At 68.8% G+C, this 14,172-nt stretch carries 17 protein-coding genes and 1 pseudogene; 6 read left to right on the top strand and 12 right to left on the bottom strand.

Annotated features, from left to right (window positions below):
- Window positions 1–8: 8 nt before the first annotated feature.
- The 3 genes from K1X59_RS14550 to K1X59_RS14540 form a co-directional block, all read right to left on the bottom strand.
- Window positions 9–824 (bottom strand): ABC transporter permease, encoded by an 816-nt coding sequence (locus K1X59_RS14550; RefSeq protein ID WP_183150585.1) that lies wholly within the window; start codon window positions 822–824, stop codon window positions 9–11.
- The gene (locus tag K1X59_RS14545; protein WP_183150584.1) at window positions 821–1,732 is read right to left on the bottom strand and encodes an ABC transporter ATP-binding protein; all 912 of its coding nucleotides are present in this window, start codon (window positions 1,730–1,732) and stop codon (window positions 821–823) included. The genes K1X59_RS14550 and K1X59_RS14545 overlap by 4 nt, the downstream gene beginning before the upstream one ends.
- 91 nt (window positions 1,733–1,823) lie before the next feature.
- Window positions 1,824–2,450 carry an SOS response-associated peptidase family protein gene (locus K1X59_RS14540; protein ID WP_183150583.1) on the bottom strand — a complete coding sequence of 209 codons (627 nt, stop codon included), beginning with the start codon at window positions 2,448–2,450 and terminating at the stop codon, window positions 1,824–1,826.
- A gap of 72 nt (window positions 2,451–2,522) precedes the next feature.
- Between K1X59_RS14540 and K1X59_RS14535 the strand changes: the two genes are divergently transcribed.
- Window positions 2,523–3,464 carry a DMT family transporter gene (locus tag K1X59_RS14535; protein ID WP_258566866.1) on the top strand — a complete coding sequence of 314 codons (942 nt, stop codon included), beginning with the start codon at window positions 2,523–2,525 and terminating at the stop codon, window positions 3,462–3,464.
- Between the two features lie 3 nt (window positions 3,465–3,467).
- On the opposite strand, the gene K1X59_RS14530 is transcribed toward K1X59_RS14535, so the two are convergent.
- Window positions 3,468–4,067 carry a nitroreductase family protein gene (locus K1X59_RS14530; protein WP_183150582.1) on the bottom strand — a complete coding sequence of 200 codons (600 nt, stop codon included), beginning with the start codon at window positions 4,065–4,067 and terminating at the stop codon, window positions 3,468–3,470.
- Window positions 4,064–4,468 carry a peptide-methionine (R)-S-oxide reductase MsrB gene (msrB, locus tag K1X59_RS14525; RefSeq protein ID WP_183150581.1) on the bottom strand — a complete coding sequence of 135 codons (405 nt, stop codon included), beginning with the start codon at window positions 4,466–4,468 and terminating at the stop codon, window positions 4,064–4,066. Before msrB ends, K1X59_RS14530 begins: the two co-directional genes overlap by 4 nt.
- Before the next feature lie 71 nt (window positions 4,469–4,539).
- On the opposite strand from msrB, the pseudogene K1X59_RS14520 reads away from it, so the two are divergent.
- From K1X59_RS14520 to groL, 4 genes and pseudogenes are all read left to right on the top strand, one after another.
- Window positions 4,540–5,531, top strand: a pseudogene (locus K1X59_RS14520) (DUF2332 family protein).
- Window positions 5,532–5,540: 9 nt separating this feature from the next.
- Window positions 5,541–5,798, top strand: a complete 258-nt coding sequence (locus K1X59_RS14515) for a DUF3263 domain-containing protein (protein WP_183150580.1) — start codon at window positions 5,541–5,543, stop codon at window positions 5,796–5,798.
- 163 nt (window positions 5,799–5,961) lie between these two features.
- Entirely contained in the window at window positions 5,962–6,456 is a 495-nt protein-coding gene (locus K1X59_RS14510) for a LytR C-terminal domain-containing protein (protein WP_183150579.1), read from the top strand.
- A 124-nt stretch (window positions 6,457–6,580) separates the two neighbouring features.
- Window positions 6,581–8,200: a chaperonin GroEL gene (gene groL / locus K1X59_RS14505; RefSeq protein ID WP_183150578.1), complete on the top strand. Its 1,620-nt coding sequence runs from the start codon at window positions 6,581–6,583 to the stop codon at window positions 8,198–8,200.
- 68 nt (window positions 8,201–8,268) lie between these two features.
- On the opposite strand, the gene K1X59_RS14500 is transcribed toward groL, so the two are convergent.
- The 5 genes from K1X59_RS14500 to K1X59_RS14480 form a co-directional block, all read right to left on the bottom strand.
- On the bottom strand, window positions 8,269–8,556 hold the full coding sequence (locus tag K1X59_RS14500; RefSeq protein ID WP_183150577.1) for a WXG100 family type VII secretion target: 288 nt from the start codon (window positions 8,554–8,556) through the stop codon (window positions 8,269–8,271).
- 30 nt (window positions 8,557–8,586) lie between these two features.
- Window positions 8,587–9,099: a cell wall metabolism sensor histidine kinase WalK gene (locus K1X59_RS14495; protein WP_258566865.1), complete on the bottom strand. Its 513-nt coding sequence runs from the start codon at window positions 9,097–9,099 to the stop codon at window positions 8,587–8,589.
- A gap of 139 nt (window positions 9,100–9,238) precedes the next feature.
- Window positions 9,239–9,877 carry a histidine kinase dimerization/phospho-acceptor domain-containing protein gene (locus K1X59_RS14490; RefSeq protein ID WP_220173533.1) on the bottom strand — a complete coding sequence of 213 codons (639 nt, stop codon included), beginning with the start codon at window positions 9,875–9,877 and terminating at the stop codon, window positions 9,239–9,241.
- Window positions 9,805–10,359: a hypothetical protein gene (locus tag K1X59_RS14485; RefSeq protein WP_220173532.1), complete on the bottom strand. Its 555-nt coding sequence runs from the start codon at window positions 10,357–10,359 to the stop codon at window positions 9,805–9,807. The genes K1X59_RS14490 and K1X59_RS14485 overlap by 73 nt, the downstream gene beginning before the upstream one ends.
- 65 nt (window positions 10,360–10,424) lie before the next feature.
- Window positions 10,425–11,117 carry a response regulator transcription factor gene (locus K1X59_RS14480; RefSeq protein WP_183150575.1) on the bottom strand — a complete coding sequence of 231 codons (693 nt, stop codon included), beginning with the start codon at window positions 11,115–11,117 and terminating at the stop codon, window positions 10,425–10,427.
- Between the two features lie 117 nt (window positions 11,118–11,234).
- On the opposite strand from K1X59_RS14480, the gene K1X59_RS14475 reads away from it, so the two are divergent.
- Complete coding sequence (locus K1X59_RS14475; protein WP_183150574.1) at window positions 11,235–12,263, top strand: CPBP family intramembrane glutamic endopeptidase; 1,029 nt, start codon at window positions 11,235–11,237, stop codon at window positions 12,261–12,263.
- Between the two features lie 22 nt (window positions 12,264–12,285).
- Here the strand turns inward: K1X59_RS14475 and K1X59_RS14470 are convergent, their stop codons facing one another.
- Both K1X59_RS14470 and K1X59_RS14465 read right to left on the bottom strand, forming a co-directional pair.
- On the bottom strand, window positions 12,286–13,926 hold the full coding sequence (locus K1X59_RS14470) for a DNA repair helicase XPB (RefSeq protein WP_183150573.1): 1,641 nt from the start codon (window positions 13,924–13,926) through the stop codon (window positions 12,286–12,288).
- Window positions 13,927–13,962: 36 nt separating this feature from the next.
- Window positions 13,963–14,142 carry a hypothetical protein gene (locus K1X59_RS14465; protein WP_183150572.1) on the bottom strand — a complete coding sequence of 60 codons (180 nt, stop codon included), beginning with the start codon at window positions 14,140–14,142 and terminating at the stop codon, window positions 13,963–13,965.
- Window positions 14,143–14,172: the final 30 nt, after the last annotated feature.

Raw genomic sequence — 14,172 nt, 5'->3', positions numbered from 1 at the left:
CGCCGACTTTACGCGTCGCGTGTGCGCAGCACGGCCCAGGCCGCGACGGCTCCGCCGACCACCCAGCACGCGAGTGTGAGGAACGCGGACGGAGCGTCCAGCGCTGCATCGTCGCCGGGCAGGATCGCGCTCTGTGCAGCCGCCACGGGAAGGTAGTTCGCCGCATCGACGATCCACGCCCATGTCTCACCCGCGAACGTGAAGAAGTTCGCCACGATCGGCAGCACGAACAGGACGCCGACGGTCGCGGCGATCGCGCCAGCACCGGAGCGGAGGATGAACCCGAACGACACTCCGATCAGCGCGAAGACGGCCATGGCGAGCGAAGCCACGACGATCGGCAGGAACGACGCCGAGGGGTCGGACCAGTCGATGCTCTGGTCGCGCGGAGCGAAGACGAGCGAGACCGCGACCGCGGCGACGGCGAAGATCACCAGCGACGACAGGAACAGGAACACCGCGAGCACGATCGACTTCGCGGCGAGCACCGATCCGCGAATCGGGTTCGCCGTGAGGGTCGAACGGATCATCCCCGTGGAGTACTCGCCGGTGACCGAGATCGCGCCGATGATCCCGGCGAGGAGCATGGTGAACTGGATCGGCATGATGACGGCCTGGATCGGCTCGAATCCCGGCATGTCGATCGCCTGGGCGATGAGGACGGCGATCCCGATGGTGAGCGCCGCCGCGATCCCGATCGACCACCACGTCGAGCGCAGCGTGGCCAGCTTGATCCACTCCCCGCGGAGTGCACGCACGAACGTCAGTCGTCGGCCGGTGTCGATGCGGGGCCGTGAGGGAGCGACGGCCTGTGTCGCGGTCATGAGATCTCCTTGGTGCGGTACTCGACGGAATCGCCGGTGAGAGCGAGATAGGCGTCTTCGAGGGAGCCGGTGGTCGGGGTGAGCTCGTGCAGGGGGATGCCGCGGTCGGCAGCGAGGTCGCCGATGCGGGAGGCAGGCAGGCCCACGATGTCGAGGAGGTCCGGCGCGGAGCTCACGATCTCGACATCCGGACCGCCGACGGCCGCCGCGAGATCTGCCGGACGCGGAGTGCGCACCCGGACGGTGTTCCGTGTCCAGGAGCGCACGAGCTCCGACAACGGGGCGTCCGCGAGCACCCGGCCGCGTCCCATCACGATGACGTGATCCGCGGTCTGCGCCATCTCGCTCATCAAGTGGCTGGAGAGGAGGACCGTGCGCCCTTCGGACGCCGCGTGCCGTGCGAATTGGCGCACCCAGCGGACACCTTCGGGGTCGAGGCCGTTGACCGGTTCGTCGAGGATCAGCGTGTGAGGGTCTCCGAGGAGTGCCGACGCGATCCCGAGGCGCTGTCCCATGCCGAGGGAGAACTTGCCGGCGCGCTTGCGAGCGACCGACCCGATCCCAGCGATGTCGATGACCTCATCGACGCGAGAGGCGGGGATCCCGTGCGTCGCCGCCATCGCCCGCAGGTGATTGCGCGCGGTCCGCCCCGTGTGGACGGCCTTCGCGTCGAGGAGCACGCCGACCTCGGTCAGAGGTGCGCGGAGCTTGCGGTACTCGCGACCGGCGACCGCGGCGCGTCCCGATGTCGGCCGATCCAGGCCGACGATCATCCGCATCGTGGTCGACTTGCCGGCGCCGTTCGGACCGAGGAAACCCGTGACGCTGCCCGGGTGGACGGTGAAGGACACGTCATCGACGGCCGTCTTGTCTCCGAACCTCTTCGTGAGGCCTTCTGCTGTGATCATGTCGTCCACGCTACGGACCGCATCGGTGCTGCGCATCCGCCCCAGGTACCGTCTCTCGAGCCGAACATCCTCCCGGCGGCGGAGGTCGCGGTCAGTCGCGGGGGCGGGCGGTGACCCGCGCGGCCATCTCGTCGGAGGCGAGCACGGCCTCGTCGATGATCTCTCTGGTCGGCGGGGCGGTGAGCCAGTCGTGGCTCAACGACGTCGGGATCAGCAACGGCATCCGATCGTGCAGCTCTGCGAGGCGCTCCGGGGCCGGCCGCATGACGATCGAGTAGCACGTGTACCACTCGCCGTCTGCCGTGCGGCCGCGTTGGGTCACCGCCGCCATGCCGAAGAGCGTGCCGTCATCGATGATGAACTCGTTCCAGCGGCGGGAGGGCTTCTGCATCTCGTACCAGCTCGTCGCCGGGACGATGGCGCGCGACTTCGCGCCGCCCGGCCGCTCCTGCAGACGCTCCGACCGCGTGTTGATCGACGGGAACTTCGCAGGCTCGCCGTTCACCAGGAAACCCCACCACGCAGGTTCGAGCGTGGGCGCGCCATCGGGCTGGACGATCAGCGGGTTGAGATTGCGGAGGTTCCTGCCGGTCGGACGGATGGTCTCGCCGGCGTTCTCCTCTGCCCACGTGCGCAACCCTTCGAGCACCGCATCGTCGGCGGCGGCGAGGACTTCCGCATCGGTGAACCGAGGATCAAGACCGTAGCTCGCGCACATGCCGTCAGCGTAGCCGTGCGCACCGACATCCGCCGGTCCGGGAGGAGAGGGGCGCTCGGGTAGGGTCGACTGGTGCCCGATTCCCGTCGACTCCCCGCTCCGGTCGCACTCGGCGGGGCGGTCGCGATCGGGGTCATGACGGCCATTCAGGCGCGCATCAACGGAGTGCTCGGGGTCCGCGTCGACGACGGCATCGTGGCCGGGCTCCTCTCCTTCTCCGTCGGGCTTCTCGCGCTGGTCGCCGTGATCGCGTGCCTGCCTTCGGCGCGGCGCGGAGTCGGCCGCCTGTGGAGCGGGATCCGGCAGGGCTCGATCCCGTTCTGGATGCTGCTCGGCGGTGCCTGCGGCGCCCTCACCGTCTCCACGCAGGGGCTCACCGCGGGTGTCCTCGGCGTCTCCCTGTTCAGCGTCGGTGTCGTCGCGGGACAGACCCTGCACGGACTCGTCCTCGATCGCATCGGGTTCGGTCCGGCCGGCGTCGTAGCCGTCACGCCGGGGCGGGTGGCCGGTGGCGTGCTCGCGCTCGCCGCCGTCGGCATCTCCCTGTCCGGCGACGTGCTCGCATCCGCTCCGCTGTGGATGCTCCTGCTGCCGTTCGCCGCAGGAGTGGGCATCGCGTGGCAGGCGGCCACCAACGGTCGACTCGCGCAGCGCGTCCAGTCGCCGCTCGCAGCCACGCTGATGAGCTTCGTCGCCGGAACCGTCGTGCTCGTGCTGGCGGCGGGGACGAGCGTGGCCTTCCGCGGGATGCCCGAGGCCCTCCCCGCGGAGCCGTGGCTGTACCTCGGCGGCTTCCTCGGCGCGGCGTACATCCTGCTCGGGGCGTTCATCGTCGCCCACACCGGTGTGCTGTTGATGGGTCTGGGTTCGGTGCTCGGGCAGCTCGTCACCTCGGTCGTGATCGACCTGATCTGGCCTCCGGCCTCGGGCCCGGCGCTCTGGCAGGTCATCGCGATGGTCGCGGTGGCCGTCGCGTCCGTGATCGTCGCCGTCCCCCGCACGCGGCGGCGCTGACGGCTACGGCGTCTTCGTAGCCTTCTTGCCCGATTTCTTGGAACCCTTGCCCGCCTTCACGGATCCGGGCTTCGGCATCCGCGTGACCAGCTTCCGGGCGTCGACGGCTTTGCGGCGGCCCGGTCGCTTCCCGTCGGGCTTTCCCCCGACGTACAGCCACCCGAGGAGTTCTTCGTTCTTGCCCAGACCATGGGCCTTGGCCACTGCCTTCGCGCGGGTGTAATGCCCTGTGCGCCAGATGACGCCCCAGCCGGCCTCGTCGAGGAGCAGGCTCAGGGTGTGGGCGACGCCGGAGGCTACGGCCTCCTGCTCCCACCGCGGCACCTTCTCGCTCTTGCGATAGCTCGCGACGACCGCGATCAGCAGCGGCGCACGCAGCGGCTTCGACGACGGCGAGGCGTCGCCCTGCGCTGTGGCGATCGCCGCGCCGAGCACCTCGCGGTCTGCACCGCGCAGCTCGATGAGGCGCCACGGGCGCAGAGACGAGTGATCGGCGACGCGCCCCGCAGCGGTGACCAACGTCAGCAGCTCTTCGCGGCCCGGCGCCGTCTCGTCGACCTTCGACCAGGATTGACGCGCGCGGACGGCGTCGAGGGCGCTCACGAGGCGTCAGGCGTGAAGTTCAGTGCGATCGAGTTCATGCAGTAGCGATCGCCTGTCGGAGTGCCGAACCCGTCGGGGAAGACATGGCCGAGGTGCGACCCGCAGTTGGCACAACGGACCTCGGTGCGCACCATCCCGAGGCTGTCGTCCTCGATGAGTTCGACCGCGTCGGGGCGGATCGACTCGTAGAAGCTCGGCCAGCCGCATCCGGAGTCGAACTTCGTGCCGCTCTTGAAGAGTTCGGCGTTGCACGCTCCGCAGGTGTAGAGACCCGCCCGCTCCTCGTCGAGCAGCTCGCCCGTCCAGGCGCGCTCCGTCGCGGCCTGCCGCAGCACGGCGTACTGCTCGTCACCGAGCTCGTCGCGCCATTCGTCCTCGGTCTTGTCCACGCTGTACGACATGTGTCCTCCTCAGTCGCCTCCATTCTCCCTTGTCCGACGAGGTCTCGGGTCCTTCGCGTCAGAATGGACGGATGACGGAAGCAGTGCGGGAGCGCTACGCGCGATTCGCGCGGGACGAGGCGCCGGGCCGGAGCGCGGTGTATGCCCGATGGGCTGCGGGTGTCGCTGCGGACGAGGAGGTGCAGCGTGTGCTCGCCCGGATCCCGGAGACGAGACGGCAGCCGCCGCTCGTGTTCGCGGTGACGCGCCTGCTCGGCGCAACGCTGCAGGAGTACGACGACTGGCGCGGCTTCCTGCTGCAGAACGCCGACGAGGTCGTCGCGGAGTGCACGCGGCGCTCGCTGCAGACGAACGAGCCCCTCCGTCTGGCCCCGCTGCTGCCGCTGCTGTCGGAGGTCGAAGGGCCGATCGCGCTGCTCGAGCTCGGAGCGTCTGCCGGACTGTGCCTCTACCCCGATCGCTACTCGTATCGGTTCACCGACGCCGAAGGGCGGCTGCGCCTCGGCGTGGATCCCGCGGACGGGCCGTCGACCGTCGTGCTGGAGTCTCGGGTCACCGGACCACTGCCGCAGATCCGGATGCCGGAGATCGTCTGGAGAGCCGGCATCGATCTGCAGCCGCTCGATGCCGCCGACGAACGAGATCGCCGCTGGCTCCGCGGTCTCGTCTGGCCAGGGAGTCCGGGCGTGCGGAGCGCGTCGATGCCGCGCTCGACATCGTGGCATCGGACCCTCCGTTTCTCGTGCGCGGGGATGCGCGCGAGCGCATCGGCGCCCTCGTCGACGCGGCACCGCAGGGCGCGACCCTCGTCGTCACCACCCCCGGGGTGCTCGTGCACATCCCGAGAGCGGAGCGCAGCGCGCTGCTCGCCGACATCTCGCGACTGGACGCGCGGTGGATCACGATCGACCCGCCGGGCGTGACGGATGTCTGGTCCCCTCCGGTGGACGCGGAGAAGTGGCCGGGCTTCGTCGTCGCGATCGACGGACAGGTCCGCGCAGCCGCGGATCCGCTCGGACGATGGTGGGAGTGGCGAACCGCGATCCCGACGGTCGCGTCCTAATCTGGAGCCATGCTGGGAGACCTCACGGAGCGCGATCGCGCGATCCTCGCCCTGGAGGCGGCGTGGCCGCGCCACGGCGGGGCCAAGGAAGAGGCCATCCGCACGCAGTTGGGCATGAGCCCTGCCCGCTACTACCAACTGCTCGGACGGCTCATCGAGTCCGACGTCGCCCTGGAGTTCGACCCGATGCTGGTGCGCAGGCTCCGTCGGCTCCGCGACTCCCGGGCGTCCCGGCGTGCCGCCCGGATGCCCGGTTTCGTGGGCTGAGACCCTCTCCGGTGGCCGGGAGGGGCCGCCCCCGGCGCCGTGGAACGGGTTGACAGGAACGTGCCGCTAGCATCGAGGGGTGTCAAAGCCCACCCGAGATCGCTTCGATGACGTTCCCCGTTCCTCCGGACGAGTAGGAGCGCACCGAGCCGAAGCTCCGGGGATGAACGGCTGGGTGGTGCTGCTGTGGTCCTTCGTCGCCGCGCTCGTGCTCATCATCGCGGGCATCTTCGGTTCCCTCGTCGTGATGGGCCGCATCTCGCTCTTCCCCGAGGCTGGTCCGACCTCGGCCCCGACGCCCGTCGAGACCGGGATCGTCGACCCGAGCATCTCCGTGATGATCCTGAACGGGACACCGGACGAGGGCCTCGACACCCGGATGCGCGACACCCTCATCAACAACGGCTGGGCCGCTGACGACGTCTTCGCCGGCGACAGCTCGAGTCAGGACTTCGCCGCCACGACCGTGTTCTTCGTGGACGAGGCGGACGAGCTCGCGGCGATCGGGCTGGCGAATCTCCTCGGCGGCGCCGCCGTGCAGCAGAGCGATTACTACTCCGGTCAGACGGAGGACGGGGAGAAGCAGTTCACGGTCGTGATCGGGCTCGATCGATCGACGTCGGCGCCCGAGACGCCCACCGGGGAACCCGCGTCCTGACCTCCGGATGCCGCACGCATCGGGCGGCTTGCACTCGAAGGTGTCGAGTGCCAGAATGGCGTTAGCACTCTCTCACTCTGAGTGCTAAACCCAACGTCTACGTCCAGGAGGGACGAAAAAACTCATGGCAAAGATCATTGCTTTCGATGAGGAGGCCCGCCGCGGCCTCGAGCGCGGCCTCAACATCCTCGCCGACGCGGTCAAGGTGACCCTCGGCCCGCGCGGTCGCAACGTCGTCCTCGAGAAGAAGTGGGGCGCTCCCACGATCACGAACGACGGTGTCTCCATCGCCAAGGAGATCGAGCTGGACGACCCGTACGAGAAGATCGGCGCGGAGCTCGTCAAGGAGGTCGCAAAGAAGACCGACGACGTCGCCGGTGACGGCACCACGACCGCCACGGTCCTCGCTCAGGCGCTGGTCCGCGAAGGACTGCGCAACGTCGCAGCCGGCGCCGACCCCATCTCCCTCAAGCGCGGGATCGAGAAGGCTGTCGCCGCGATCACCGAGGAGCTCCTCTCGAGCGCCAAGGAGATCGACTCGAAGGAGCAGATCGCCGCGACCGCGTCCATCTCGGCAGCAGACACCGCGATCGGCGAGCTCATCGCCGAGGCGATCGACAAGGTCGGCAAGGAAGGCGTCGTCACCGTCGAGGAGTCGCAGACGTTCGGCACCGAGCTCGAGCTCACCGAGGGCATGCGCTTCGACAAGGGCTACCTGAACCCCTACTTCGTGACGGACCCGGAGCGCCAGGAGGCTGTCTTCGAAGACCCGTACATCCTCATCGCGAACCAGAAGGTCTCCAACATCAAGGACCTCCTGCCCATCGTCGACAAGGTGATCCAGGACGGCAAGGAGCTCGTCATCATCGCCGAGGACGTCGAGGGCGAGGCTCTCGCGACGCTCGTGCTGAACAAGCTCAAGGGCATCTTCAAGTCCGTCGCCGTCAAGGCTCCGGGCTTCGGTGACCGCCGCAAGGCGCAGCTGCAGGACATCGCGATCCTCACCGGTGGTCAGGTCATCACCGAAGAGGTCGGCCTCAAGCTGGAGAACGCCACGCTCGACCTCCTGGGCCGTGCGCGCAAGGTCATCGTCACCAAGGACGAGACCACGATCGTCGAGGGTGCCGGCGAGGCCGAGCAGATCGAGGGTCGCGTCACGCAGATCCGTCGCGAGATCGAGAACACCGACAGCGACTACGACCGTGAGAAGCTCCAGGAGCGTCTGGCCAAGCTCGCCGGTGGCGTCGCCGTCATCAAGGCGGGTGCCGCGACCGAGGTCGAGCTCAAGGAGCGCAAGCACCGCATCGAGGACGCCGTCCGCAACGCGAAGGCAGCGGTCGAGGAGGGCATCGTCCCCGGTGGTGGCGTCGCGCTCATCCAGTCGGGCACGAAGGCGCTCGACGGACTGTCGCTCACGGGCGACGAGGCGACCGGTGCGAACATCGTCCGCGTGGCGATCGAGGCTCCGCTCAAGCAGATCGCGCTGAACGCCGGTCTCGAGCCGGGTGTCGTGGCGAACAAGGTCTCCGAGCTCCCCGCGGGCCAGGGCCTCAACGCCGCAACGGGCGAGTACGTCGACATGTTCGGCGCCGGCATCATCGACCCGGCCAAGGTGACCCGCTCGGCGCTGCAGAACGCCGCGTCGATCGCCGCGCTGTTCCTCACCACCGAGGCCGTCGTCGCCGACAAGCCCGAGAAGGCCGCAGCTCCGGCTGGCGACCCCACGGGTGGCATGGACTTCTGATCCAGCACACATGACAGAACGCCCCCGGCTTCGGCCGGGGGCGTTCTGCGTTCACGGGGTGCGCGGGCTCAACGGAACAGACTGGCCGAGTAGTGGTCGGCGTCGGAGTACTGGGACGCCGCTGATCCGAGCGATGTGCCGATGGCATCGAGCACGTGCTCCACATGCAGTTGCGCCCCCTGCCACTGCTCGGCGCAGCCCTGGAACGCATTCGACGCGGTGCCGACCCAGGAGGTCTGCAGCTGGCGTAGTTGGGCCATGAGCGTGGCGGACTCGCTCTGCAGGCGCTCGATGGTCGCTCGGGTGGCGCCGTGTGCCGCGTGGACGGCCTCGGTGTCGACGGTGAAGACAGACATGGGAACTCCTTTTCCTGTGGAGTACCGACGTTAGGAGGGCGCGGAGGCTCGCAGCCGCGCACGGGGTCGGCCGGGCCACAGGCTGTGCACAACCGGCGTCACGGCGCCATCAGGGCAGGTCGAGTCGTTCCAGGGGCTGCGTGTCTTCGAGAAGGTGCTCGGGAGTCGCACGAGCCGGGGCGAGGGGAGGGTGACGGTGAAGGTCGCGCCGCCGCCGGGCGTCTCCGACACGTCGACGCCGCCGTGCAGGGCCTTCATGATCGACGCCACGATCGCGAGACCGAGACCGGAGCCTCCGGTCTCCCGCGCGCGCGAGGTGTCGGCCCGCCAGAACCGCTCGAAGATCTGCTCGCGGATCTGCGGCGGGATGCCCTCGCCGTGATCGACGATCGCGATGCTCCCCGTGCCCCGAACCCGGTCGGAGTCGACCACGATCTCTATCGGGCCGTCTTCGGGGGAGAATCTGCGGGCGTTGCCCAGGAGGTTCGTCACGACCTGTCGCACCTTGTTCTCCTCGCCGAGGACGATCGGAGGAGTGCGCACCGGGATGTCCGGTACCTCGCTGAAGTCGATCGTGGGAGACGGCTCCTGGTGCCGTGGGCGCCGACGCAAGCGGGAGAGGGCGGTGCGGGAGAGTCCGCGCGGAGGCGTGCTCGTCTGCTCCGGTCGTGGCGGAGGCGACTCACGGAGGGGAGGGGGTCATGGCCTCGATCGTGCGATCGATCACCGTGACGGTGCGGCCCGGCGCAGCGGCCCGGAGGTCGAGCGCCGCGTCACGGGCGATCGGACGGAGGTCGAGTGGCTCGATCTCCGGCTCGCGCTCCTCGTCGAGGCGCGCCAGCGCGAGCAGATCCTCGACGAGGACACCCATCCGGATGGCTTCCTTCTCGATGCGCTCCATGGCTCTCGCGGTGTCCTCCTCGCCCTTGATCGCGCCCATCCGGTACAACTCCGCATAGCCGCGCACACTCACCAGCGGCGTCCGCAACTCGTGGCTCGCATCACCGATGAACCGTCGCATGTGCTGCACGGTGCGGTCACGCTGTGCGAGGGACCGGTCGACGCGGTCGAGCATCGTGTTGATCGCCGCATTGAGGCGTCCGACCTCGGTCGTGGGCTCGAGGTCGGTCAGGCGCTGCCGGAAGTCGCCGGCGGCGATCGACATGGCTGTCGCCTCGACTTGACCCAGTCGGCGGAACGTGAGCGTGACGAGTCCGCGGGTCAGGAGCGCGGCGATGAGGATCGTGATCAGCGCGATGGAGATGTAGATGCCGAAGTACTGACTGATGATGCGGTCGGCGGGCGCGAGCGGCAGCGCCACCAACTGGATCCGCAGGGCGCCGCCCTCGGAGCCGACGACGGCGACCGCGCCGTGGAAGATCTCGCCGTCCGCCCCGGAATCTCGAGCGGGATCTGGTCGGTGTCTGCGGTCGCCTTCGCGAGCGAGTACTCCGCGGGGAACAGCGGCGCCTGGCCGGAGGTTCCGCGGGCCGTGGCTTGCAGCACCCCCGAGGCGTCGTAGATGGCGAACGAGAAGTCCCGCGGCTGCTCGTCGCGAGGCGTGTATGTCGCGACGCCGTCCACGACCGTGATGTCGAAGTAGCGTTCCGCGAGATCGCTCGAGACGAGTGCGGGAAGCTGCGCGTCGATGTTCGCGACCAGGGCGGTGCGGAGGATCGGAACCGTGCCGATGCCCGCGACGAGAAGTCCGAGTGCGAGCACCGCCACCGTGACGCCGGTGACCTTCGCCCGGAGGCTGATGCGTCGCCACCAGCTGGTGACCGCATCGGGCTTGTGCGCCATGCGGTCCTCTTCTCGGTGCGTCGAACGGCGCCGCGTGGGCGGCGTCTGCGGTGGTATGCCGGGGATCAGCCCGACTTGCCCACCTTGAGCATGTAGCCGAACCCGCGCTTGGTCTGGATCAGCGACTCCTCGGTGTGCGGATCGATCTTGCGTCGCAGGTACGAGATGTAGCTCTCGACGATGCCGGCGTCGCCGTTGAAGTCGTACTCCCACACGTGGTCGAGGATCTGCGCCTTCGACAGCACTCGGTTCGGGTTGAGCATGAGATAGCGCAGCAGCTTGAACTCGGTCGGGCTGAGTTCGATCGGCTCCTTGCCGACATGCACGTCGTGGGTGTCCTGATCCATCGACAGCTCGCCGGCACGGATGATCGACTCCTCGTCGGCCTGCATGGTGCGGCGCAGGATCGCCTGGGCCCTGGCGACGATCTCATCGAGGCTGAACGGCTTGGTCACGTAGTCGTCGCCGCCCGCGTTGAGCCCCTCGATCTTGTCCTCTGTCCCATCCTTGGCGGTCAGGAAGAGGATGGGTGCGGTGAACCCGGCGCCACGGAGGCGCTTGGTCACGCTGAATCCGTTCATGTCGGGGAGCATGACGTCGAGGATGATCAGGTCCGGCTCCTCCTCGAGGACGGCCGAGATCGTGGCGGCGCCGTTGGCCACCGTCTTCACCTGGAATCCGGCGAAGCTGAGACCCGTGGAGAGCAGGTCGCGGATGTTGGGTTCGTCGTCGACGACCAGGATGCGCGGAGCAGTCATGTCCCCATTATGGTGACTCCGGCCATGCGGATGCTGACTATTGTGCGGAACGGCGTCGAGTCGGCGATCCACCCGAGGTCGGATGTGATGCACAGGCAGACCGGGAAGGATCGAGGTATGAGCACCATCGAGGACGACTCCGCCGCCCCCGCATCCGCCGCCGTCGCGCCCCCTTCGGAGCAGGTCGAACGGTACGCGTTCCACCGACTGGCTCACGTGCGACCGCGCCACCGGTGGTGGAAGCCCCTCCTCACCGGAGTGGTCGGCGTCGCCCTGTATGTGGTGCTCCTGCTGCTTCTCGTCGTGCCGCTCGTCGTGGTCTCGGTGGTCGTGCCGTCGTGGGGCGTCGAGATGCAGGTGCTCCTCACCACGACGCAGTACTTCGACCTCGACCGGCCGTGGCTCCTGGTCGCCATGGTGCTGCCGCTGATCCTGATGATCCCCGCCCTGCTGCTGGCGTCGCGCATCGTCGAGGGACGCGGGATCGGCCTGTTGTCGTCGGTCTCGGGACGTCTGCGGATGCGGTGGCTCGGCAAGAGCCTGCTGCTGGCGTTCGGGGTGTTCGTCGTGTATTTCGCCGTCGTGCTCGGGTGGTCGGCCGCGACCGGCGACGGGCTCGTGGTCGACTTCTCCCACCGGGGTCTGTGGGTCATGCTGGCGCTGGTGCTGCTGTTGATCCCGCTCCAAGCCGCCGCCGAGGAATACGTCTTCCGCGGCTACCTGATGCAGCTGGTGGGCAGTTGGCTGCGGCATCCGGCCTTCGCCATCCTGCTTCCCGTGCCGATCTTCGTGCTGGGCCACGGATACGACGTCTGGGGCGCAGCGAGCGTCGGCGTGTTCGCGATCGTCGCGGCATGGCTGTCGTGGCGCACCGGGGGGTTGGAAGCCGCGATCTCGTTGCACATCGTGAACAACGTGCTCATCTTCGTGCTGGGGTCGGTCCAGCTCGTCGACGCGAACGCCACTTCGGGCACCCCGGTCGACCTGCTGGCCTCGACCCTCGCGATGATCGTCTACGCGCTTCTCGCCGACCGCTGGGCCCGGAGGCTCGGGATCGCACGCACCGCGACTCCGGTGCGTGCGCCCGTCGCCGTCGGTCCGACGTCTGGCGGGTCCCACGCGCTGGCGCGGACCCTGCACGGCTGAGTCGCGGGGGGCCCGGTGTCGGTCAGGCGGCGATCGCGTCCGAGTCCATGATCGTGTAGCTGTAGCCCTGCTCGGCGAGGAAGCGCTGACGGTTCTGGGCGTAGTCCTGGTCGATCGTGTCGCGGGCGACGAGGGTGTAGAAGCTCGCGGTGTGGCCCGACTGCTTCGGGCGCAGGAGACGCCCGAGTCGCTGAGCCTCTTCCTGACGCGAGCCGAAGGAGCCGGAGACCTGGATCGCGACCGACGCCTCAGGCAGGTCGATCGAGAAGTTCGCCACCTTCGACACGACGAGGAGGGAGATGTCACCCTCGCGGAACGCGCGGTACAGCTCTTCGCGCTCATCGACCGGGGTCGCGCCGGTGATCTGGGGGGCGTCGAGCGCGGCCGAGAGCGACTCGAGCTGGTCGAGGTACTGGCCGATGACGAGGATGCGCTCGCCCTCGTGCTTCGCGATGAGCTCGCGCACCGCCTGCACCTTGGCCGGAGCGGAGGCGGCGAGGCGGTAGCGTTCGTCGTCGGTCGCGGCGGCGTACTCGAGCCGGTCGCTCGGCGGCAGGTCGACGCGCACCTCGTAGCACGCGGCGGGCGAGATGAAGCCCTGCGCCTCGATCTGCTTCCACGGTGCGTCGAAGCGCTTCGGCCCGATCAGGCTGAACACATCGCCCTCGCGGCCGTCTTCGCGCACCAGCGTCGCGGTGAGTCCGATACGGCGGCGGGCCTGCAGGTCGGCGGTGAGTTTGAAGACCGGTGCCGGCAGCAGGTGCACCTCGTCGTACACGATCAGGCCCCAGTCGAGCGCGTCCAGCAGCGCCAGGTGGGCGTACTCGCCCTTCCGCTTCGCCGTGAGGATCTGGTACGTCGCGATCGTGACCGGCTTGACCTCCTTGGACTGGCCGGAGTACTCGCCGATCTCCTCGGGTGTCAGGCTCGTGCGCTTGAGCAGCTCGTCGCGCCACTGCCGAGCCGAGACGGTGTTCGTCACGAGGATCAGCGTGGTGGTCTTCGTGGCCGCCATCGCCCCGGCGCCCACGATCGTCTTCCCCGCGCCGCACGGGAGCACCACGACGCCCGAGCCGTCCTTCGAGAAGGCATCGACCGCATCCTGCTGGTACGGACGTATCTGCCAGCCGTCTTCGGCGAGCTCGATCTCGTGCGGGGTCCCCGGGGTGTACCCCGCGAGGTCTTCGGCGGGCCAGCCGATCTTCAGCAGCTCCTGCTTGATCTGTCCTCGTGCCCAGGCGTCGACGACGAACGTCTCCGGCGTCGGATGCCCGATCAGAAGCGGTTGGATCCGCTTGTTGTTCGCGACCTGCGCGAGCACGGCCGGGTCGGAGGAGCGCAGGAGCAGCGTCCCCTCGTCGTCTCGTTCGATCACGAGGCGGCCGTAGCGGTTCACGGTCTCGCGCAGATCGACGGCGACCGAAGGAGGAACAGGGAAGCGCGACCAGCGGTCGAGCGTCTCGAGCATGTCTTCCGCGGTATGCCCCGCGGCGCGGGCGTTCCAGAGTCCGAGCCGGGTGATCCGGTACGTGTGGATGTGCTCGGGGGCACGTTCCAGCTCGGCGAAGATCGCCAACTCGTGGCGGGCGCTCTCCGCGTCGGCATGGGCGACTTCGAGCAGCACGGTGCGATCGCTCTGGACGATCAGGGGGCCATCAGACATAGCTGATCAGTTTACCGGTCGTGCGAGGTACGGGGCCTATGGTGCGACGATCGTGGCCGCGAGGATGCTCGAGACCGGGAGAGTGCGCTCCACATCGGCCGCACGGTCGCGTCCGCGGAGACGACCGCCGCCCATCCCCGTGGCCTCGAGGAGGAGTTCGCGTGTCGAGCCGTCCGGCATGCCGACCGTGACCTGGAGCACGGACTTCGCGCGCACGGCAGCCTCGAGCTCGCGGTCGAGCCATGC

The sequence above is a fragment of the Microbacterium sp. Se5.02b genome, from assembly GCF_019464375.1.
Lineage (GTDB): Bacteria > Actinomycetota > Actinomycetes > Actinomycetales > Microbacteriaceae > Microbacterium.
Note: the sequence above shows the minus strand (reverse complement) of the source record. Positions and strands in the feature narration are given on the sequence as shown.